Below are 17,427 nucleotides of genomic sequence, written 5' to 3' on the forward strand. Positions count from 1 at the left end.
TCTAGCCGATCGGCTGCGGCACGAGCTCGCCGATCTCGATCTCGTCGGTGCAGAAGCTGGCCGCCGGTTCGGTCACGGCCAGTTCGATCGAGCTGCCGCCACCGTGCACGAGCAGGAAGATCGCGTTGAGCCCGCGGTGGACGTCGAACGTGACGGCGTCGCCCGCGCCGAGCCGGAACGCGCCGCTGGTCTCGCGGTCGCTGAGGTAGGCGATGCGGACCGCCTGCCAGTATTCGGTGACGGTGCCGGCGAGGGCGATCGTCGTGGTCCGCCCACCGGTGAGCTGGTAGCCGCAGCCGGGTGTCGGTCCGGGTTGGGCCTTGACGCCCTTGACCCACGCCGGCCGCACCTTTCCGGAGGAGTCGAAGACCCACAGGTTCTGCGCCTTGGTCACGAAAACCGGGTCATGGTCGAGCGGGGCGAAGAACCGCGACTGCATGTTCCACGGCGCGGAGAGCGGGTCGACGATGCTGGCCGGCACGGGCTGGTCCATGAACACCGTGCCCGGAGCGGCGTTCGCGAGGCCGTCCCGCGCGGTCGTCAGGTAGTCGCGGCCCAGCTTCGACGCCCAGTCGGTGCCGAAGTCCACCCCGCTGTAGAGGCTGCTGGCCACGAGCAGGGCCGTGGCGGTCGCGAGCGCGGCGCCGAACGTGCGCGGGCGCGACCGTACCGCCGCGGGCAGTTCCTGGTCTTGGCGGCGCAGCCCGCACAGCGCCACGCCCACGCAGATCGCGGCCACGAGCAGCACGTCGGCGATGTACCGGGGCACGAGGCCGGCGACACCGCTGAACGCCGAGCCGAGGCGGGTGGCGCCGATGAGGCCGGCGGCGAACCCGGCGTAGAGCAGCAACAGCAGCCAGGCCCGCAGGGCGACCGTCCGGCGCAGCCACAACGTGACGATGACGAGCGCGGCCACCAGCGCCCACGAGACCCATTGGAGGGTGACCGTCGGTGCGGCGACGGCCGGGCCGTCCGACGCGTCGAGCCAGGTCCACGGCCCCCCGAGGAGCCCGGACGTGAGCGACTGCCCGAAGAACTGCTGGACGAACGTGCCCACCTCGGCGCTGGACATCGGTCGGCGCAGCGACGACGTCGACCCGGTGAGGTAGAGCGCGAGGAACGCCAGGGAGATGCCCGTGAGGACCAGCCAAGCGGGCCACCACCGCCGGATGGTGGTGAGCACCGCGCGGACCGGGCCGCCGGGACCGTAGAGGCAGACCGTCAGCAGGAAGACCAGGGCCACGACCAGCAACGCCTTCTCGAAGAAGGCCAGGCCGAAGACCACCCAGAGCCCGAGCGCGACCAGGTGCCGGCGTTGCCGGTCGCGGATGTAGCGGACCTGGCTGCTGACAGCCATGGTCATCGCTAGCTGCATCGGCAGCAGGTTGATGCCGACCGCCCACCAGGCGCTGACCTCGAGCGTCAGCGGGTTGAACAGGAACAGGCACAGCGGGACCAGCAGCGCCCAACTCGGCGCGAGCATGAGCCGCAGGAGCCGGTAGAACGCGATGCTCACCAGGAGATTGGTGATGATCATCAGCGTGGCGTACGGCCAGTAGTCGAACTCGGTGAGCCGGTGCGTCACCCAGGTGACCAGCCGGCCGGCCGGCATCAGGTGGTTGTTGTAGAGCTCGAGCAGGTAGCCGGGGCTCAGGCTGCTGGCGTCGGCCTGGGAGATGATCGGGAAATCGTCGGCGGTGAGATAGCCGCGCGTGGTGATCGCGGCTCGCCATGCGGTGCTCGCGGCGATCAGCACCGCGGCGACCAACCGGAGCGGATCCCGCGCGATCCAGGCCGGGATCGTGACGGTCGCCGGCGCCTCCGCCGTGCTGGCGCTCATCGCGATCCTTCCGGCCGGAACAGCACGAGGTTGACGTAGCGCGGCCACGGCGCGACCACCCGCCGCGCGAAGCTCTGCCGCACCCGGCCGACCGCCGCGCGCTGGTGCGTGACCAGGTCGAACTCCTCGAGCGGCAGCCAACGGTCGCGGGGCATCACGAACGGCCGGTAGCCCCATTCCGCGAGCAGCGAGACGACCGGCTCGATCGGCTGGATCCGCTCCTCGACCTCGACGAGCAGCAGCGGGTGGTCCCGCCGCACCGTCTGCTCGGCACCGCGCAGCGCGGGCAGTTCGTGTCCCTCGACATCGATCTTCATGAACCGCACGTCGGTGAGCTCGAGGCTGTCCACGGTCACCCGGCGGACGGTGGTGCCGACACCCTCGCCGTGCTCGACCGACGACGTGCCCACGCCCGGTCCACCGGCCGGGAGGTAGAGCGTCGCGGTGCCGGGGTGGTCCGAGGCCGCCGCCTCGACCACCCGGACGTCGGGATAGGCGGTGGCGACCCGGTGCGCCAGTTCGGCGGCGGGCTCCAGCGCGACGACCAGGTCGGCGAGCCGGCGCAGGCCGCGGGTCCACGGCCCGTACCACGCGCCGATGTCGACAGCGGTGCCGCCGCGCGGCGCGTAGGAGGCGAGCCGCGCGAGCTCGGGCTCGATCCGTGGGTAGACCGCCCGGATGGCGGCGCCCACCGCACCGGCCGGCAGCGCCGCGGCCACGCGCGAGCTGATCTCAGAGGACAGGGACCCGGCCATGCCGGGCACCTTAACCCCTGTCACGCGGACGGGTGGACCCGAGGTTTCCTCACCAGTAACCTGCACAGGATCCGCACCGGCGGACAGGAGTGTGAGGTCGCGATGGCAGCTGCGGAGACCGCGGTCGACGTCTGCGTCGTGGGCGGGTGCGGGCGGGTCGGCCTGCCGTTGGGCATCGCGCTGGCCGCACGGGGCCTCTCGGTCGTGCTCTACGACATCGATGCGGCGGCGGTCGATCTCGTCAACGCCGGCCGCTTGCCGTTCGCCGAGGCGGGCGCGGGCGACGCGCTGACCGCGGCACTGGCCGCCGGCCGGTTGACGGCCACCACGGCGGCGTCGAGCGTCGGCCTGGCCGACGCGCTGGTCGTGGTCGTCGGCACCCCGGTCGACGAGCACCTCAACCCCGATCTCGGCGCCGTGCCGCGCGCGCTGGAGCGCTGCGCCGAGCACCTGCACGACGGTCAGCTCGTCGTGCTGCGCAGCACCGTCTATCCCGGTGTCACCGCGCTGACCGAGAAGCTGTTGGCCAGCAAGGGCCTCGCCGTCGACGTCGCGTTCTGCCCGGAACGGATCGCCGAGGGCAAGGCGATGACCGAGCTGTTCGCGCTGCCGCAGATCGTCGCCGCCCGCACGCCCGGCGCGCTGGCCCGCGCCGGCCGGCTGTTTCGCCACCTCACCGACTCGATCGTCGAGCTGGAGCCCGAGGAGGCCGAGCTCGCGAAGCTGTTCACCAACACGTGGCGCTACATCAAGTTCGCGACGGCCAACCAGTTCTGGATGATGGCCAACGACTTCGGGCTCGACTTCGCGCGCATCCGGCACGCCGTGGCATTCGACTATCCACGGGCCGCGGACCTGCCGATGCCCGGCTTCGCCGCCGGGCCGTGCCTGCTCAAGGACACGATGCAGCTGGCGGCGTTCAACCGCAACAACTTCGTGCTCGGCCACTCAGCGATGCTCATCAACGAAGGCCTGCCGCTCTATCTGGTCTCGCGGCTGGAGGACCGGTTCGACCTGGCGGAGATGACCGTGGGCATCCTGGGCATGGCGTTCAAGGGCGGCAGCGACGACTCCCGCGACAGCCTGGCGTACAAGTTGCGCAAGATCCTGACGCTGAAGGCGCGCGAGACGCTGTGCACCGACCCGCACGTGACCGACGACCGTTTCCTACCGCTCGACGACGTGCTCAAGCGCGCCGACCTGCTGGTGATCGCGGCGCCGCACGCGGAATACGGCCGGCTGGACACCGACAAACCCCTCGTCGACATGTGGGGCCTGACCGGGCGGGGCGTGCGCGTGTGAACCCGCGCGTCACCGTCGTCATCCCGGTCTACAACGAGGGCGAAGCGGTCGTGCGGTGCCTCGACCGCATCCTGCGTGAGGTCATGCTGCCCGCCGAGATCCTCGTCGTGCACGACATGCCGGAGGACACGACGGTCCCGTACGCGCGGCAGATTGCCGAGCGCGACCCGCGGGTTCGTGCGGTGCTCAACACCTACGGGCCTGGCCCGGCCAACGCGGTCCGGTTCGGCATCGACGCCGCCCGCGCGCCGGTCGCGGTCGTCACGATGGCCGACGGCTGCGACGACCCCCGCCAGATCGACGATCTGGCCCGCCTCGTCGACCGCGGCGTCGTGGTCGCCGCCGCCTCCCGCTACATGCCCGGCGGCCAGCAGGTCGGCGGTCCCCGGTTCAAGCGGATGGCATCGCGCTGGGCCGGCCGCAGCCTGCGACTGCTCGCCCGGGTCGGCACGAGGGACGCCACCAACAGCTTCAAGGCGTACGACACCGCGTTCGTGCGCGAGGTCGGCATCGAGTCCCGCACCGGCTTCGAGATCGGGATCGAGCTGACCGCGAAGGCGACCCGGCTGCGCCTGCCCGTCGCGGAGGTCCCCACGATCTGGCTCGACCGCCAGCTCGGCGAGTCACGCTTCGACCTCGGCCGCTTCCTGCCCAGCTACCTTCGCTGGTACTTCTTCGCGTTCGGGCCGCGACTCACGGCCGACCAGCTCGCGGCGCGGTGGGCGCGGGTGCGCCCGGCGGTGCAGCCGTCGCAGGATCTCGACAAGACGCGATAGGAAGGCACAACTCTCGTGGCGAAGGTGCTGGTCACCGGTTCGGCGGGCTTCATCGGCGGTTATCTGGTCGAGGAGCTGCTCGACCGCGGGCACTCGGTGGTGGGGCTCGACAACTTCTCGAAGTACGGCCCGGTGTCCCATGGGTACGACGACCACCCGCGCTTCTCGTTCGTGGAGGGCGATGCCCGCGACCCGGGCCTGCTCACCGACCTGCTCGCCGACTGCGACCACTTCGTCGCGGGCGCCGCGATGATCGGTGGCATCTCCTACTTCCACGCGTACGCGTACGACCTGCTGGCTGCCAACGAGCGCATCATGGCGGCCTCGTGCGACGCGGCGATCGCGGCTCACCGCGCCGGTCAGCTGCGCAAGGTCACGTACATCTCGTCGTCGATGGTGTTCGAGTCGGCCGACGTGTGGCCGAGTCGGGAGGGTGACGAGCGGCGCATACCGCCACCGGTCTCCTCGTACGGTTTCCAGAAGCTCGCCGTCGAATACTGGGCGCGGGCGGCCTGGGATCAGCACGGGCTGCCGTACACGATCGTCCGGCCATTCAACTGCGTCGGCGTGGGCGAGGGCCGAGCACTCGGTTCGGCCGAAGTGCTTTCGGGCAACGTGAAGCTCGCGATGTCACATGTCGTGCCCGACCTGGTGCAGAAGGTCCTCAAGGGTCAGGACCCGTTGCACATCCTGGGTTCGGGCGATCAGGTGCGCCACTACACCTACGGCGGCGACCTGGCCCGGGGCATCGTGACAGCGATGGAGCACGAGGCCGCCCGCAACGAGGACTTCAACCTCTCGACGGCTTCGTCGACGACCGTGCTGGCCTTGGCCGCCCTGATCTGGCGCAAGATCAAGGGCCCGGACGTGCCATTCCGTCACGTCAGCGACGAGCCGTTCGCCCACGACGTCGCGAAGCGGGTGCCCGACGTCACCAAGGCCCGCGAGGTCCTCGGCTTCACGGCGACGACGACCCTCGACGCGATGCTCGACGAGGTGATCCCGTGGATCACCCGCGCGGTGGCGGAGGGGCGACTCTAGGCTCGTCTCCGCCGTTGTTGCGGGCCTCGATGGCATTGATGGCGTGCTCCAGTTCCTTGCCCAGCACCCGATTGCCGATGAATCCGATCAGGAAGCCGAGCGCGCGCCCCTTGACGTTCTTGCCGTCGCGCACCTCGACGAGGTCCACATTGGTCGTGCCGTCGGGCTGCGGGCTCAGCGTGTACGTGAAGCCCGACCTGCCACCCCACCTGTTGGAATCCGTGGTGGTCACCACGACGTGGTTCACGTCGGACCAGTCGTAGTGCATGCGTTCCCAGATGCCGCCCGAGCCCTCGGTGACGTCGGCCTGATCGGTGCCCAGATCGTGCACCTCGAGATAGCCGTCGGCGCTGCGGCTGAAGATCTCGGACCGCCCCGGCCCGAAATCGGTCAACGCGGCGACGAACTCCTCGGGCGTCGCGGTCGTGGTCCGCTGCAGGTGAATCGTGGTCATGCCGGCTCCGTTCGGTCGATGATTCGCGGACGGGCCCCTCGCTCTGACGCTACGCCGTCGCCTCAGCCTCGGTTGGCCACTCCCGGGTGCCCTGGGTCGATGAGGTCGGCGTAGCCAGGGTTGTTCTCGATGAAGGCGTGCACGATCGGGCACATGATGGTGACCGTCTGGCCGTGCGCGCGAACGTCGTCCAGCACCCGGCGGATCAGCTCGGTGGCGACGCCCTGTCCGCGGAACTCGGGGAACACCGAGGTGGCCCGCAACACGAGTCGGTCGCCGCCGGCCACGTCGTAGGCCAGCCCGGCCACCTCTCGGCCCCCGGCGACGGCAGCGTAGGCGCCGACTTCCTCGTCCCTGACGACCTCGAAGTCCTTACTGGCGTACACGGATGATCGTCTTTCCCTTCACGCGCTCGGTCGGGTTGAACGCCGTGACGGCATCGTCGAGTGTCGCGACGCTGCCGATGACCGTCCGCAGACGTCCGTCCCGCACTCGCTGGACGACCTCGTTCAGTTGGGTGCGATCGGACACGACGACGAAGTCGATCGCCAGGCCGTCCGAGGGCCGCGCCGCCGGCGGGCCGGCGATCGTCACCAGCGTTCCGCCGGCGCGAACCAGCCCGGCCGACCGCGTCCCGATGTCACCGCCGATCACGTCGAACACGAGATCGACTCCGCCGACGTCTTCCAGCCGGTCGTTGTCGAGGTCGACGAACTCCTTGGCGCCGAAGTCGATTGCGGTTGGACGGTCGGCGGCGCGTCCGGTGCCGATGACGTAAGCGCCGGCCTCGCGGGCGAGCTGGGTGACCATCGATCCGACGCCGCCGGCCGCACCGTGCACGAGCACGCTCTGCCCCGGCTGGACACGCCCGTGCTCGAACAGCCCCTGCCACGCGGTCAGACCCGAGATCGGCAGGCTCGCGCCGACCGTGAAGTCGACGTCTCCGGGCAGCGGGGCGAGGTTGCGTGCCTCGACGGCCGTGCGCTCCGCCAGCGTCCCGTCGCGGGTCCAGTCGGTGAGGCCGAACACCCGCTGTCCCACCGACAGCCCGGTCGTGCCATAGCCGAGGGCGCTGACCACACCGGCCAGCTCGTGCCCGGGAATCGACGGCGTCCGGTCACGGCCGAGGCGATCGGTCCAGGTCGAGGGCCAGGTCAACTCTCCAGGGGTGAAACCCGAGGCATGAACCTCGACGAGCACGTCGTTGATCGCAGCCTCTGGCTCGGGACGCTCGGCGAGCGTCATCCCGGCCGTTCCGGCGGCCTCGTCCTTGACCACAATCGCCTTCATCGGGCACCTCCCTGTTCTCCGGACTATTTAGTCCATCCACTGTTCAGGCGGGCTGTCGCACTGCCGTGCCGAGGTTGTTGTCGATCACGTACCGCCAGATTCCGTCCGCGCCGCGGTGCACGACATCACATGCCGAGCCTCCGACGTGTACGTGCTCGCCGTCGCGACCTGTGCCGTCAATCGACCAGTCCAGCACGATCTCGGCGATATCGCCGTTGACGAAGACATGGCGAGCTTTGGCCTCCAATGGCAGGCCGTGCTTCAGATCGGGCGCGAGTTGTGCGGCGATCTCGGTGTGACCGGCGACGGTTCGTCCGTCCTTCACGACCAGCACCGCCTCCGGCTCGTACAGGGGCAGCATCGCGCTGACCTCGCCGGAGTTGAACCGCTCGACCAGTGAGGGGACGACGCCCTCGGGCTCGGTCGGGAGTGAATAGGAATCGGACATTGCGTCCTCCTGCCCGTCGTGATTTGCCAACCTCAACTGGACTAACTCGTCCAGTGTAGCGGGCTTGCCGGGCACCCAGCACTGGCGTCTAGCGTGACCGGCGCGCGAATGCGACAGCACGCCTGATGGACTCCAGAGTCCCTTCCTTCGTGGCGTATATGCGCTTTGCTGGATAGACTTCACCGATGGGCGACGAGCAGTTGGCTGCGCCGGCGAAGCAGCAGAGGATCAGCCAACGGGGGGTCGCGACCCGGGAGCGGATTCTCGAGGCGGCCAACCGCCTGATGCTCGTGCGCGGAGTCAACGCCACGACCCTTGACGACGTCCGTGCGGCGAGTCAGACGAGCAAGTCCCAGCTTTACCGGCACTTCGCCGACAAGCAGGAGCTCGTGCGCGCGCTGGTCAAATATCGCGGCGCGCTCGTGCTCGCGCGTGAACGCGGCGGGCTGGAACGCCTGAGATCGTTCTCGGGGCTGGTCCGGTGGCGCAACGCACTGGTCCAGGCCAACTCGTTGAACAACGGCAGATACGGGTGTGGCCTCGGGTCGATGGCTGTCGAGCTCTCCGACCAGGACGAACAGTCTCGATCGATGCTGTCGGAGACGTTCGCGGAGTGGGAAAAGCTGATCAGCGATGGTCTGCACCGGATGCGCGACAGCGGTGCACTGCGCCAGGACGCCGACCCGGAGAAGCTGGCCACGGGGTTGATGGCAGCCCTGCAGGGCGGCTACCTGCTGGCGAACGCCGCGCACGACGTCGCACCCATGGAAGTCGCTCTCGACATGGCGCTGGACCACATCAGATCGTTCCTCGTCGAGCCGTCCGCCGAGTCGACCCGCTGAGGCGATCCCCTCGAAGGTTGGACTATTTAGTCCGCCGAGGCTAGCGTCGGAGGTCAACCAGGATCTACAGGAAGGCGCCGTTGATGGAACCCGATCGGGATCGTGTCGTAGCATCCGCCCGAGCTGTCCTGCCCGCCACCGAGCGCCGGCGCACGGACATGACCACCCGCGGCTTCACGTTCGTCGCCGACGAACCGCACAACCGCTCGGTCGGCGAAGGCCCGACGCCGACGGAGCACCTGCTGATGGCGCTCGCGTCGTGCACGGCTCAGACGCTGCGGCAGTACGTCGACTACAAGTACGACACCGCCGGCGACATCACCGTGGAGATCGACTACCACGAACCCGAGCAGGAAGGCGCGGAGCGTTACCTGCTGCGCACGATCACGCTGAGCGAAGAACCTGACCCCGACGACTTGAAGGTGATGCATGAAATCGCCGAGAGGTCGCCGGTAACCCTGCTGATCCAGTTCGCCTGGAGCGTGCGGACCGAGTTCTCCGTGCCGCGCTGAAACCCCAACCCGAGACCGCGGTCACAGCGAGTTCTCCGGAGCCCGGGACCAAAACCGTCCACGGGAGTGTTGTTGCAGATGACGCCGCAGCCAGCGGCGGCAGAAGAGGAGAGACCGTGTCACACGACTACAGCAAGACTCCGGACGCGCTCAGCCGCCTCACCGACAACCAGTTCCACGTCACTCAGCAGGACGGGACAGAGCCCGCGTTCCGAAACGAGTACTGGGACAACCACGAGCCCGGGATCTACGTGGACGTGGTCTCCGGCCAGCCGCTGTTCTCGTCGACCGACAAGTACGACAGTGGCACCGGATGGCCCAGCTTCACCAAGCCGATCGAAAGCGACGTCGTGCGCACCAAGACCGACAGGTCGCTCTGGATGACCCGCGTCGAGGTGCGGTCCGCCGGCGCCGACAGCCACCTGGGCCACCTTTTCGATGACGGCCCTGCCGATGCGGGAGGCCTGCGCTACTGCATGAACTCGGCTGCGCTGCGCTTCATCCCGGTCTCCGAGCTCGAGAAGCAGGGCTACGGAGAGTACCGCTCGCTGTTCGAGCCCAACGGCACAAAGGAGCACGCATCATGACCAGCGGAGTCAACGACACCGGACGGGTCACCCGCGAACCGGGCACCGAGACGGCCGTCCTGGCCGGCGGGTGCTTCTGGGGGATGGAGGACCTGATCCGCCGGCAGCCAGGAGTGCTGGACACGCGGGTCGGATACACCGGTGGCGACAACGACCACGCGACGTACCGCAACCACCCTGGCCACGCCGAGGCGGTCGAGATCGTCTTCGATCCGACGCAGACGACGTACCGTGACATCTTGGCGTTCTTCTTCCAGATCCACGACCCGTCGACGTTGAACCGCCAGGGCAACGACATGGGCACGAGCTACCGCTCAGCGATCTTCCCGCTCACCGACGAGCAGGACCGAGTCGCCCGCGACACGATCGCGGATGTCGACGCGTCAGGGTTGTGGCCGGGCAAGGCGGTCACGACGATCGAGCCGGCCGGGCCGTTCTGGGAGGCCGAGCCCGAGCACCAGGACTACCTGATCAACTACCCGAACGGCTACACCTGCCACTTCCCGCGGCCGGACTGGGTGCTGCCCAGGCGCACCGCGACCTCGGCCTGACGCAAGGCCAGGGGGCGCGTTCATCGGCGAACCGATGGACGCGCCCGCAGGATCGGGCCAGCGCAAACACGCACGCGAAGGCTGCGCCGGCCGACATCGCCGCTCGCGGGGCGCCCTCGCGCAGCGCCGTCGCGACGCCGAGCCCGGCGCCAGCCGGCCAACCCGATGTGTCGCGTACCGATCCCAGGCCGGCGTCGACCCCCCGGCCATGACGCGACGGGGCATACCTTTTGGCGCCCAAATCCGTCCGGTCGGCGGTATGCGCCCACCCGCTTCGCCGTTCTAGGCTTCCTCGGTTTGATCATGAATGACTGAACGGGGAAACGCAGAATGAGCATGCGGGACAAGCTGGTCGCGCGCACCCAACCGTTGCTGCAGGGCGAACGGGTGCAGCAGGTCTTCCTTGCCCAGTCCGGGGCTTCGCCCTGGCTGAGCGGCATCGCGGGGCTCTTCGGGCAGGCACTGATCCGCCGGCGCATCGTCGCCGTCACGGATCGGTCCATTGTGGTCTTCGCAACGGACTTCAACGGCACCAACCCGCGCGACGTGGTGCGCCGCCTCCCTCGCGGCACGCGGATCGGCCCGGCGAAGGGCATCTGGGCCCGGATCAACGTCGGCGACGAGAAAACCTGGTCGCACGCCAGGTTCCGCAAGGAGATCGAGGCCGCGGACGCCGCCCTGACAGCGACGCGCTAGAGCCGAAGGTGGCGGCCCGATCGCTCGGGCCGCCACCCGATTCACCGATCGCGAAGGAAGACGCGGCTCTCGCGGAGCCGATCGCCATTCCCGGTCGTGCGCGTGCTGGCGCACCTGCGGTGTGGTGCTCATCCGCCCACCGGGCGGGGCCTATTGATGGACGGCGAGTGGCGCCATCTTGGGTGGTGGGCCTGCAGCTTGGCGACCACGGTTGGCTCGAACTGGACGCGCCGCGCTGGCGCGAGCGCGCCTCCGCACAACACGGATTGCGGCCGCGTCCGCCGATGCTGCGCGGTGCGCGGCGACGCTCGCTGCCGTGCGGTTAAGCAAATGGGCGATCTCGACGGGTTAACTGGCTGTGCCGCTGGCGCGAGCGCGTCGCCGCGCGACACGGATTGCGGCTGTGTCTGTGGATGCACGCGCGGTGCGCGGCGACGCTCGCTGCCGTGCGGTTCAGCAAATGGGCGATCTCGACGGGTGAATTGGCTACGCCGCTGGCGCGAGCGCGCCGCACGCGCGACACGGATTGCGGCTGTGTCTGTGGATGCACGCGCGGTGCGCGGCGACGCTCGCTGCCGTGCGGTTCAGCAAATGGCCGATCTCGACGGGTTAACTGGCCACGCCGCGCTGGCGCGGGCGCGTAGCCGCGCGACACGGGTCCATGGATGCTGCGCGGCGCGCGGCGACGCTCGCTACCGGGTAGGCGATCTCGACGCGTTCCTTGTCGGTCTGCTACTCGCCGATGATCCGAGCGCAGCCATGCCCTGACCCACAAGGCGACCGCGATGCGTGCCCGCCACGCTCCCCAACGACATCGAGTCGGGCAACACGTTGCTACGGGCCCCGACCGCGGCACTCGCCGATATAGACGGCCAGCCCGATCGAGAAACCACCCAACCCGCGCAGCGCCCAGCGGATCGCCCTCGGTGGCTTATCCAGCGACCGCCAGGAAATCCGAGTAGAACAGGCCTAGGCCGACCGCTACGCAGACGCCGGCCACGATCCAGAACCGGACCACGATGTTGACCTCGCTCCAGCCGCCGAGCTCGAAGTGGTGGTGCAACGGCACCATCCGGAAGACGCGTCTGCCGGTCGTCCGGAACGAGACGATCTGGATCACCCACGTCGTCGTGACGATGACGAAGAGCCCGCCGATCATGATCGAAAGCAGCGTGGTGCGTGTCGCCACCGCGAGCCCGCCGATCAGGCCGCCGAGTCCGAGCGAGCCCACGTCACCCATGAAGATCCGTGCCGGGGAGGCGTTCCACCACAGGAAGCCCAAGCAGGCGGCGGCCGCAGCCGCCGCGATCATCGCGATCTCCAGGGGATCCCGGACCTGGTAGCAGGATTCGTTCACGCGGGCGTACGCGTCGTCGGCGCACCAGTGCCGGTACTGCCAGTAGCCGATCACCGCATAGGCGCCGAGCACGAGGACCGACGCGCCGGTTGCCAGGCCGTCGAGACCGTCGGTGAGGTTCACGCCGTTCGACATCGCCGTGATCACGAAGACGAACACCAGCACCGAGCCGACCTTGCCGACGTCCAGCCAGCTGATATCGCGGAAGAGCGAGATGTGCTCGCTGGCCACGGTCTGTCCGTTGGTACTGGCCACGTAGAGGGCGGCAACGCCGAACCCGCCGCCGACGATCGCCTGGCCGAGCAGCTTGCCCTTGGCGGACAGCCCGTCGGAGTTGCGCCGGCGCACCTTGAGGAAGTCGTCGAAGAAGCCGACCACCCCACAGAAGACGAGCAGCCCGAGCAGAACGAGGGCCGTCATCGTCGGCCCGTCCTGCGCGATCTGCCGTTCGGGCAGGGTGGTCAGGGCGATGTGCCCGGCGACATAGGCCAAGACGGTCGCCACGATGAACGCGACGCCACCCATCGTGGGAGTGCCCTTCTTGGCCAGATGGGTGGCCGGCCCGATGGACCGGATCGGCTGGCCGGCCTTGAGCGCGGTGAAGACCCGAATCGCCACGGGCGTACCGAACAACGAGATGATGAACGCAACCGCGGCCGCGACGATGACCGCCCTCACGAGCCAGCCTCCACAAGACGGCGGTCGAGCTTCCAGACCAAGGTCTGAAGCCTCAACCCGAGCGGGCCGTGCAGGTAGTCGATCGCATGATCACCGGTCACGGGACACGAGCATGCCAGCCGACGTCCGGCGAAGCACCCCTGGACCCTCATGCCGGCGACACGACGAGCTGGGCTAAAGGCAGGGGTCAGAAAATGAGTCAGGGACAGGCCCGCGTGGGCTGTCCCTGAGTGTGTTTGCTGGTGCGCCGCCAGGGACTCGAACCCCGAACCCGCGGATTAAGAGTCCGCTGCTCTGCCAGTTGAGCTAGCGGCGCTCGATCGGCAACGACACGTACGTTAGCACGCGCCCCGACGCATCTTCCAACTGGTAGCGAACGACCGGCCGAACGCCTTCAAACCCCCTCATACACCCCCACAAAATGAAGGTAGTTCGCCGAAATCCGGTCTACGACCGACTCCTCCGTCAGGTCCCCGGCCAGGTACGACTTCAGCGGCTCCGCCCAGATGCTCCGCCCGATCGCGAAGCCCAGGAAGCCCGCCGGCGCCGCGGCCCGCAACCACCGGTCGAGGTCCGCCGCCGGCGCGTCGCGGCCCAGCACGATGCACTGGACAGAGTTGCGGCCGCCCTGCCGCGCCGTCTCCAGCACCGACGCCGCGGAGGCGACACTGTTCAAGCCCTCGATCTTCCAGATCGCCGGCTCGACGCCCGCCGCCTGCATCTCGCCGATCACCCGTACCGTCAGCTCAGGTCGAAGGTCGTCGTCATAGCGGTCCGACTCCTGGCCGTCGGTCGGCGGCACGAGCAACTCCAGCAGCAACTCCCGGCCCGCGGCGTCCAGCGCCGACGAGACCGTTGCCAGGTCGTCCATCTGGCCGCGCCGGGCCCGTACGTCGAACGACGGGTTGTCTCGCACCAGAATCTTGACGTAGCGCGGGTCGAACGCCTCCACGTGTTCCATCCAGACGCCCGAGCCCAGCGTGCCGTACTCCAGTGTGAACCAGTCCTGTCCCGATTTCTCGATCGGCATCGCGAGCGTGATCCCGGCCTCCTGGGCCGCGCGGGCCACCGCCTCGCCATAGCGCTCGTCCACGAGGACACCGGCCGAAGAAGCAGCGGCACCACGAGAGAGGGCCACGGACAACCCCCGGTAGATCAGGCGCTTTCCATCCACGATGGACTGAATCTGTGCCGGGTTGGGGTAGCCGTGAATCCCGTACACCTGAGTGACAAACGATTCTCGATGGTCCATCGCCAACAAATAGAGCGCCATGGTTCCCCCGGAATGCCACCAAACCTCACTCCAGCCTGCCAAAAGGGCAGCTGACCAGGCGTTACTTCGGAGAAATCGCCACGACTGCGAGGTTCCGACCGGTTCGGACCTCAACGTCGGCCGTGTGGCTGAGGCGGGGTATGGACAGCATCTGGCACCCTGCCGGATCGAGGTACACAGCGGGTGGGGCTGGGGCACGATGACCCCAGGGTTGCGAAGAAACGGGGACATCCATGCTTCGGTTCGTGACACGTCAAGCAGCCACCCGGAAGCTCCTTGCCGCCACCGCGGTCGGGGCTCTCGGCCTCTCTCTCGCCGCGTGTGGCGGCGACGACAAAGCTCCGGCCTTCGTGGCGGCCGGCGGCAAGCAAGGCGCGGCGACACCGCAGCCGACGGCTCCGCCCGTGCCTTTCGAGTTCAGCGTCACGCCCGCCGACAAGAAGAAGGACCTGCCGGTCAGCACCGAGATCGGCACCAACGTCAAGGGCGGCTCGATCACCAGCGTCAAGCTGGTCGACAAGGCCGGCAAGGCCGTCGGCGGCGCGATGCGCGACGACAACACCAGTTGGGTGCCGGGCGCACCGCTGAAATACGACACCGACTACACCGCGACCGTCGTCGCCACCAGCACGGGCGGGCAGGCCGAGACCAAGAAGATCTCGTTCTCCACGCGCGGCAAGTCCGGCAACGACGTGGGGTCGGGCCTCTATCTCTTCAACGGCAAGACGTACGGCGTCGCCATGCCCGTCGTCGTCGAGTTCACCCCCGGCATCGCGGAGAAGGACCGGGCCGCCGTGGAGAAGCGCCTCTTCGTGAAGACCGACCCGCCGCAGCCGGGCGTCTGGTCGTGGGTGAGCACGGGCACACAGGCCTACTACCGCGCGCCTGACTACTGGCGCCCGGGCACGACCATCACCGTGCGGGCGGCGCTCGAAGGCATTCCGCTGTCCAACGGCCGGGTCGGCGACCAGGATCGCAAGGCCAGCGCCAAGATCGGCGACAAGTTCGAGATGAAGGTCGACAACAAGACCAAGAAGATGCAGGTCCTCAAGAACGACAAGCTGGTCAAGACGTTCCCGGTCAGCCTCGGCAAGCCGAGCACGCCCTCGTCGAGCGGCACGCTGATCGTGATGGACAAGCAGGAGCACACGGTCTTCGACACCTTCGCCGAGCTGGGTCCCGAAGAGGGCTACCGTACCGACATCGACTTCGCGCAGCGGTTGACCTGGGGTGGCGAGTTCATCCACTCCGCTCCGTGGTCGGTTGCCGACCAGGGCGTACGCAACGTGTCACACGGCTGTGTCAACCTGGCGCCTGACAACGCGAGCTGGTTGTTCGGCCAGACCAAGGTCGGCGATCCGATCACCATCAAGGGCACCGAACGCAAGGCCGAGCCCGGCAACGGCTGGACCGCCTGGAACCAGACCTGGGCCCAGTTCGTCAAGGGCAGCGCGCTGCCGGTGCCGGCCAACCTGCGACCGGCCACGACCAGCGCCGCCGCCACGCCGACACCGACGGCCACCGATTAAGGACAATTTCCGGTACGGTATCTCCGCCCGATCGTTCGTACACTCGTCTGGCGTGTTCCCGCACACGGCACGAAACCGTGAGGTGTCCCGAAGCGTGTTAGGGGCAACATAACTGCCGGACCACGGACTTGTGAGGGGATCTCATGCGGAGCAGCCGAGGGCAGCGCCCCAACCGCCGAGCTGGCATAGCGCTGACCGCTGCTGTGCTCGCAACATTGCTGTCCGTGACGGCCGGCTGCACGAAGGCCGGCAACGCGGCCTGGCAGGACGGCGGTGCGCAACCCGGCTCGTCCCAGTCGACCGAGCCCGACACCAAGGCCAAGGCGACGATCACCGGCCCGGCCGCCGACGCCAACGACGTGCCGGCCTCGACCGCGATCACGTTCGAGACGACCGACGCGGTCGAGACCTCGGTGGCCCTGAAGTCCGCCGACGGCGAAGACGTCGAGGGCACCATGGCCGCCGACAAGAAGAGCTGGCTGCCGACCGGCGCGCTCGACTGGGGCGCGACCTACACCGCGACGGTGAGCGCGACCGGTGACGACGGCAAGACCGCGACCGCCGAGAACACGTTCAAGGTCATGGCCAAGCCCGGCAACGCGATCGCGGTGAGCAGCTTCCTCGGCGACGGCGCCGTGGTCGGCGTCGGCATGCCGATGATCGTCAAGTTCGGCAAGGCGATCCCGCAGGAATACCGCGACGACGTGCAACGCCGCATGAAGGTCACCACCGAGCCCGCGCAGGAGGGCATCTGGGCGTGGATCAGCCCGACCGAGATCCACTTCCGGCCCGAGAAGTTCTGGCAGGCCAACACCAAGGTCCACTACAAGCTGCAGACCGGCGGCCTGCCGGTGGGCAACAACGCCTTCCTCCGCAACGACCTCACGGTCGACCTCAAAATCGGCCCGGCGCTAGTGATGACGGTCGACAACCGCACCAAGCGGATGACCGTCACCAAGGACGGCAAGGTCCTGCGGACCATCAAGGTCAGCCTGGGCAAGAAGACGACCCCGTCGTCGAGCGGCACGATGATCGTCATCGAGAAGAAGCGCGAAACGGTCTTCGACACGTTCGAGGAGCTGGGCCCGGAAGAGGGCTACCGCACCGACATCGACTTCGCGCAACGCCTGACCTGGGGCGGCGAGTTCATCCACGCGGCGCCGTGGTCCGAGGGCCAACAGGGCTCGGTCAACGTCTCACACGGCTGCGTCAACGTCTCGATGAAAGACGGCGAGTGGCTCTTCGGCCAGACCCGCATCGGCGACCCGATCACGGTCAAGGGCACGGAACGCAAACTCCAGAACGGCAACGGTTGGACCGACTGGAACATGACGTTCGCGGAATATGCGGAGATGAGCGCGATCCCGCTTTCAGAGCAGTAGATTTCCCGGGTCCGCGCTGGTGCGGACCGCCGCTCCCGCCGGACACCGCTCCGCTTCGCTCCGCTGCCAGGTCCGCGGTGGGCGGACGTTAGGACCGGACCGTTCGTCTCCTGA

19 protein-coding genes and 1 tRNA gene are annotated in these 17,427 nt (G+C 68.4%); 11 read left to right on the forward strand and 9 right to left on the reverse strand.

Features of this window, described 5'->3' with window-relative positions; all coding sequences use genetic code 11:
* Position 1: 1 nt before the first annotated feature.
* A complete protein-coding gene (locus Air01nite_RS26585) occupies positions 2–1,840 on the reverse strand; it encodes a hypothetical protein (protein ID WP_203706041.1) in 1,839 nt (612 codons plus the stop codon).
* Positions 1,837–2,595: an FkbM family methyltransferase gene (locus Air01nite_RS26590; RefSeq protein WP_203706042.1), complete on the reverse strand. Its 759-nt coding sequence runs from the start codon at positions 2,593–2,595 to the stop codon at positions 1,837–1,839. The genes Air01nite_RS26585 and Air01nite_RS26590 overlap by 4 nt, the downstream gene beginning before the upstream one ends.
* A gap of 102 nt (positions 2,596–2,697) precedes the next feature.
* Between Air01nite_RS26590 and Air01nite_RS26595 the strand changes: the two genes are divergently transcribed.
* Genes Air01nite_RS26595 through Air01nite_RS26605 form a run of 3 tightly spaced genes read left to right on the forward strand, consistent with a single transcriptional unit; the run spans position 2,698 to position 5,714 of the window.
* A complete protein-coding gene (locus Air01nite_RS26595) occupies positions 2,698–3,897 on the forward strand; it encodes a nucleotide sugar dehydrogenase (RefSeq protein WP_203706043.1) in 1,200 nt (399 codons plus the stop codon).
* Positions 3,894–4,673: a glycosyltransferase family 2 protein gene (locus Air01nite_RS26600; RefSeq protein ID WP_203706044.1), complete on the forward strand. Its 780-nt coding sequence runs from the start codon at positions 3,894–3,896 to the stop codon at positions 4,671–4,673. Before Air01nite_RS26595 ends, Air01nite_RS26600 begins: the two co-directional genes overlap by 4 nt.
* Positions 4,674–4,688: 15 nt before the next feature.
* Positions 4,689–5,714: an NAD-dependent epimerase/dehydratase family protein gene (locus Air01nite_RS26605; protein ID WP_203706045.1), complete on the forward strand. Its 1,026-nt coding sequence runs from the start codon at positions 4,689–4,691 to the stop codon at positions 5,712–5,714.
* Here the strand turns inward: Air01nite_RS26605 and Air01nite_RS26610 are convergent.
* The 4 genes from Air01nite_RS26610 to Air01nite_RS26625 all read right to left on the reverse strand — a co-directional run bounded on the left by Air01nite_RS26610 (position 5,683) and on the right by Air01nite_RS26625 (position 7,981).
* A complete protein-coding gene (locus Air01nite_RS26610; RefSeq protein ID WP_203706046.1) occupies positions 5,683–6,168 on the reverse strand; it encodes a hypothetical protein in 486 nt (161 codons plus the stop codon). The two genes, Air01nite_RS26605 and Air01nite_RS26610, sit on opposite strands and share 32 nt — an antisense overlap.
* Positions 6,169–6,230: 62 nt before the next feature.
* Entirely contained in the window at positions 6,231–6,554 is a 324-nt protein-coding gene (locus Air01nite_RS26615; RefSeq protein ID WP_203706047.1) for a GNAT family N-acetyltransferase, read from the reverse strand.
* On the reverse strand, positions 6,541–7,458 hold the full coding sequence (locus Air01nite_RS26620) for an NADP-dependent oxidoreductase (protein WP_203706048.1): 918 nt from the start codon (positions 7,456–7,458) through the stop codon (positions 6,541–6,543). Before Air01nite_RS26620 ends, Air01nite_RS26615 begins: the two co-directional genes overlap by 14 nt.
* A 43-nt stretch (positions 7,459–7,501) precedes the next feature.
* Positions 7,502–7,981, reverse strand: a complete 480-nt coding sequence (locus tag Air01nite_RS26625; protein WP_203706049.1) for a YybH family protein — start codon at positions 7,979–7,981, stop codon at positions 7,502–7,504.
* A 110-nt stretch (positions 7,982–8,091) separates the two neighbouring features.
* Here Air01nite_RS26625 and Air01nite_RS26630 point away from each other — a divergent pair, with 110 nt between their 5' ends.
* From Air01nite_RS26630 to Air01nite_RS26655, 6 genes are all read left to right on the forward strand, one after another.
* Positions 8,092–8,748, forward strand: a complete 657-nt coding sequence (locus Air01nite_RS26630) for a TetR/AcrR family transcriptional regulator (RefSeq protein WP_203706050.1) — start codon at positions 8,092–8,094, stop codon at positions 8,746–8,748.
* Positions 8,749–8,831: 83 nt separating this feature from the next.
* The gene (locus Air01nite_RS26635; protein ID WP_203706051.1) at positions 8,832–9,260 is read left to right on the forward strand and encodes an OsmC family protein; all 429 of its coding nucleotides are present in this window, start codon (positions 8,832–8,834) and stop codon (positions 9,258–9,260) included.
* Positions 9,261–9,376: 116 nt separating this feature from the next.
* The gene (msrB, locus tag Air01nite_RS26640) at positions 9,377–9,847 is read left to right on the forward strand and encodes a peptide-methionine (R)-S-oxide reductase MsrB (RefSeq protein WP_203706052.1); all 471 of its coding nucleotides are present in this window, start codon (positions 9,377–9,379) and stop codon (positions 9,845–9,847) included.
* Entirely contained in the window at positions 9,844–10,398 is a 555-nt protein-coding gene (msrA, locus tag Air01nite_RS26645; RefSeq protein WP_203706053.1) for a peptide-methionine (S)-S-oxide reductase MsrA, read from the forward strand. The genes msrB and msrA overlap by 4 nt, the downstream gene beginning before the upstream one ends.
* 336 nt (positions 10,399–10,734) lie before the next feature.
* Positions 10,735–11,094 (forward strand): hypothetical protein, encoded by a 360-nt coding sequence (locus Air01nite_RS26650; protein WP_203706054.1) that lies wholly within the window; start codon positions 10,735–10,737, stop codon positions 11,092–11,094.
* A gap of 591 nt (positions 11,095–11,685) precedes the next feature.
* Positions 11,686–11,862 carry a hypothetical protein gene (locus Air01nite_RS26655; protein ID WP_203706055.1) on the forward strand — a complete coding sequence of 59 codons (177 nt, stop codon included), beginning with the start codon at positions 11,686–11,688 and terminating at the stop codon, positions 11,860–11,862.
* A gap of 163 nt (positions 11,863–12,025) precedes the next feature.
* On the opposite strand, the gene mraY is transcribed toward Air01nite_RS26655, so the two are convergent.
* The 3 genes from mraY to Air01nite_RS26670 all read right to left on the reverse strand — a co-directional run bounded on the left by mraY (position 12,026) and on the right by Air01nite_RS26670 (position 14,402).
* Entirely contained in the window at positions 12,026–13,129 is a 1,104-nt protein-coding gene (gene mraY, locus Air01nite_RS26660; RefSeq protein ID WP_203706056.1) for a phospho-N-acetylmuramoyl-pentapeptide-transferase, read from the reverse strand.
* A gap of 240 nt (positions 13,130–13,369) precedes the next feature.
* Positions 13,370–13,445 (reverse strand) — tRNA-Lys (locus Air01nite_RS26665).
* Between the two features lie 78 nt (positions 13,446–13,523).
* Positions 13,524–14,402 carry a 2-deoxy-5-keto-D-gluconate 6-phosphate aldolase domain-containing protein gene (locus Air01nite_RS26670; RefSeq protein WP_203706057.1) on the reverse strand — a complete coding sequence of 293 codons (879 nt, stop codon included), beginning with the start codon at positions 14,400–14,402 and terminating at the stop codon, positions 13,524–13,526.
* Between the two features lie 233 nt (positions 14,403–14,635).
* On the opposite strand from Air01nite_RS26670, the gene Air01nite_RS26675 reads away from it, so the two are divergent.
* Positions 14,636–15,931 carry a L,D-transpeptidase gene (locus tag Air01nite_RS26675; RefSeq protein ID WP_203706058.1) on the forward strand — a complete coding sequence of 432 codons (1,296 nt, stop codon included), beginning with the start codon at positions 14,636–14,638 and terminating at the stop codon, positions 15,929–15,931.
* Between the two features lie 143 nt (positions 15,932–16,074).
* Positions 16,075–17,313, forward strand: a complete 1,239-nt coding sequence (locus Air01nite_RS26680) for a L,D-transpeptidase (protein WP_203706059.1) — start codon at positions 16,075–16,077, stop codon at positions 17,311–17,313.
* The last annotated feature ends 114 nt before the right edge of the window (positions 17,314–17,427 follow it).

The sequence above is a fragment of the Asanoa iriomotensis genome, from assembly GCF_016862515.1.
Classification (GTDB): Bacteria; Actinomycetota; Actinomycetes; order Mycobacteriales; family Micromonosporaceae; genus Asanoa; species Asanoa iriomotensis.

What these genes read in the sequence shown, in the direction of transcription:
- Air01nite_RS26635 (WP_203706051.1), top strand. Translation starts at nt 8,832, where the DNA reads ATGGAACCCGATCGGGATCGTGTCGTAGCATCCGCCCGAGCTGTCCTG.
- Air01nite_RS26675 (WP_203706058.1), top strand. Translation starts at nt 14,636, where the DNA reads ATGCTTCGGTTCGTGACACGTCAAGCAGCCACCCGGAAGCTCCTTGCC.
- Air01nite_RS26595 (WP_203706043.1), top strand. Translation starts at nt 2,698, where the DNA reads ATGGCAGCTGCGGAGACCGCGGTCGACGTCTGCGTCGTGGGCGGGTGC.
- Air01nite_RS26670 (WP_203706057.1), bottom strand. Translation starts at nt 14,402, where the DNA reads ATGGCGCTCTATTTGTTGGCGATGGACCATCGAGAATCGTTTGTCACT.
- Air01nite_RS26590 (WP_203706042.1), bottom strand. Translation starts at nt 2,595, where the DNA reads ATGGCCGGGTCCCTGTCCTCTGAGATCAGCTCGCGCGTGGCCGCGGCG.
- Air01nite_RS26620 (WP_203706048.1), bottom strand. Translation starts at nt 7,458, where the DNA reads ATGAAGGCGATTGTGGTCAAGGACGAGGCCGCCGGAACGGCCGGGATG.
- Air01nite_RS26585 (WP_203706041.1), bottom strand. Translation starts at nt 1,840, where the DNA reads ATGAGCGCCAGCACGGCGGAGGCGCCGGCGACCGTCACGATCCCGGCC.
- Air01nite_RS26630 (WP_203706050.1), top strand. Translation starts at nt 8,092, where the DNA reads ATGGGCGACGAGCAGTTGGCTGCGCCGGCGAAGCAGCAGAGGATCAGC.
- Air01nite_RS26680 (WP_203706059.1), top strand. Translation starts at nt 16,075, where the DNA reads ATGCGGAGCAGCCGAGGGCAGCGCCCCAACCGCCGAGCTGGCATAGCG.
- msrA (WP_203706053.1), top strand. Translation starts at nt 9,844, where the DNA reads ATGACCAGCGGAGTCAACGACACCGGACGGGTCACCCGCGAACCGGGC.
- Air01nite_RS26650 (WP_203706054.1), top strand. Translation starts at nt 10,735, where the DNA reads ATGCGGGACAAGCTGGTCGCGCGCACCCAACCGTTGCTGCAGGGCGAA.
- Air01nite_RS26610 (WP_203706046.1), bottom strand. Translation starts at nt 6,168, where the DNA reads ATGACCACGATTCACCTGCAGCGGACCACGACCGCGACGCCCGAGGAG.
- Air01nite_RS26655 (WP_203706055.1), top strand. Translation starts at nt 11,686, where the DNA reads ATGGCCGATCTCGACGGGTTAACTGGCCACGCCGCGCTGGCGCGGGCG.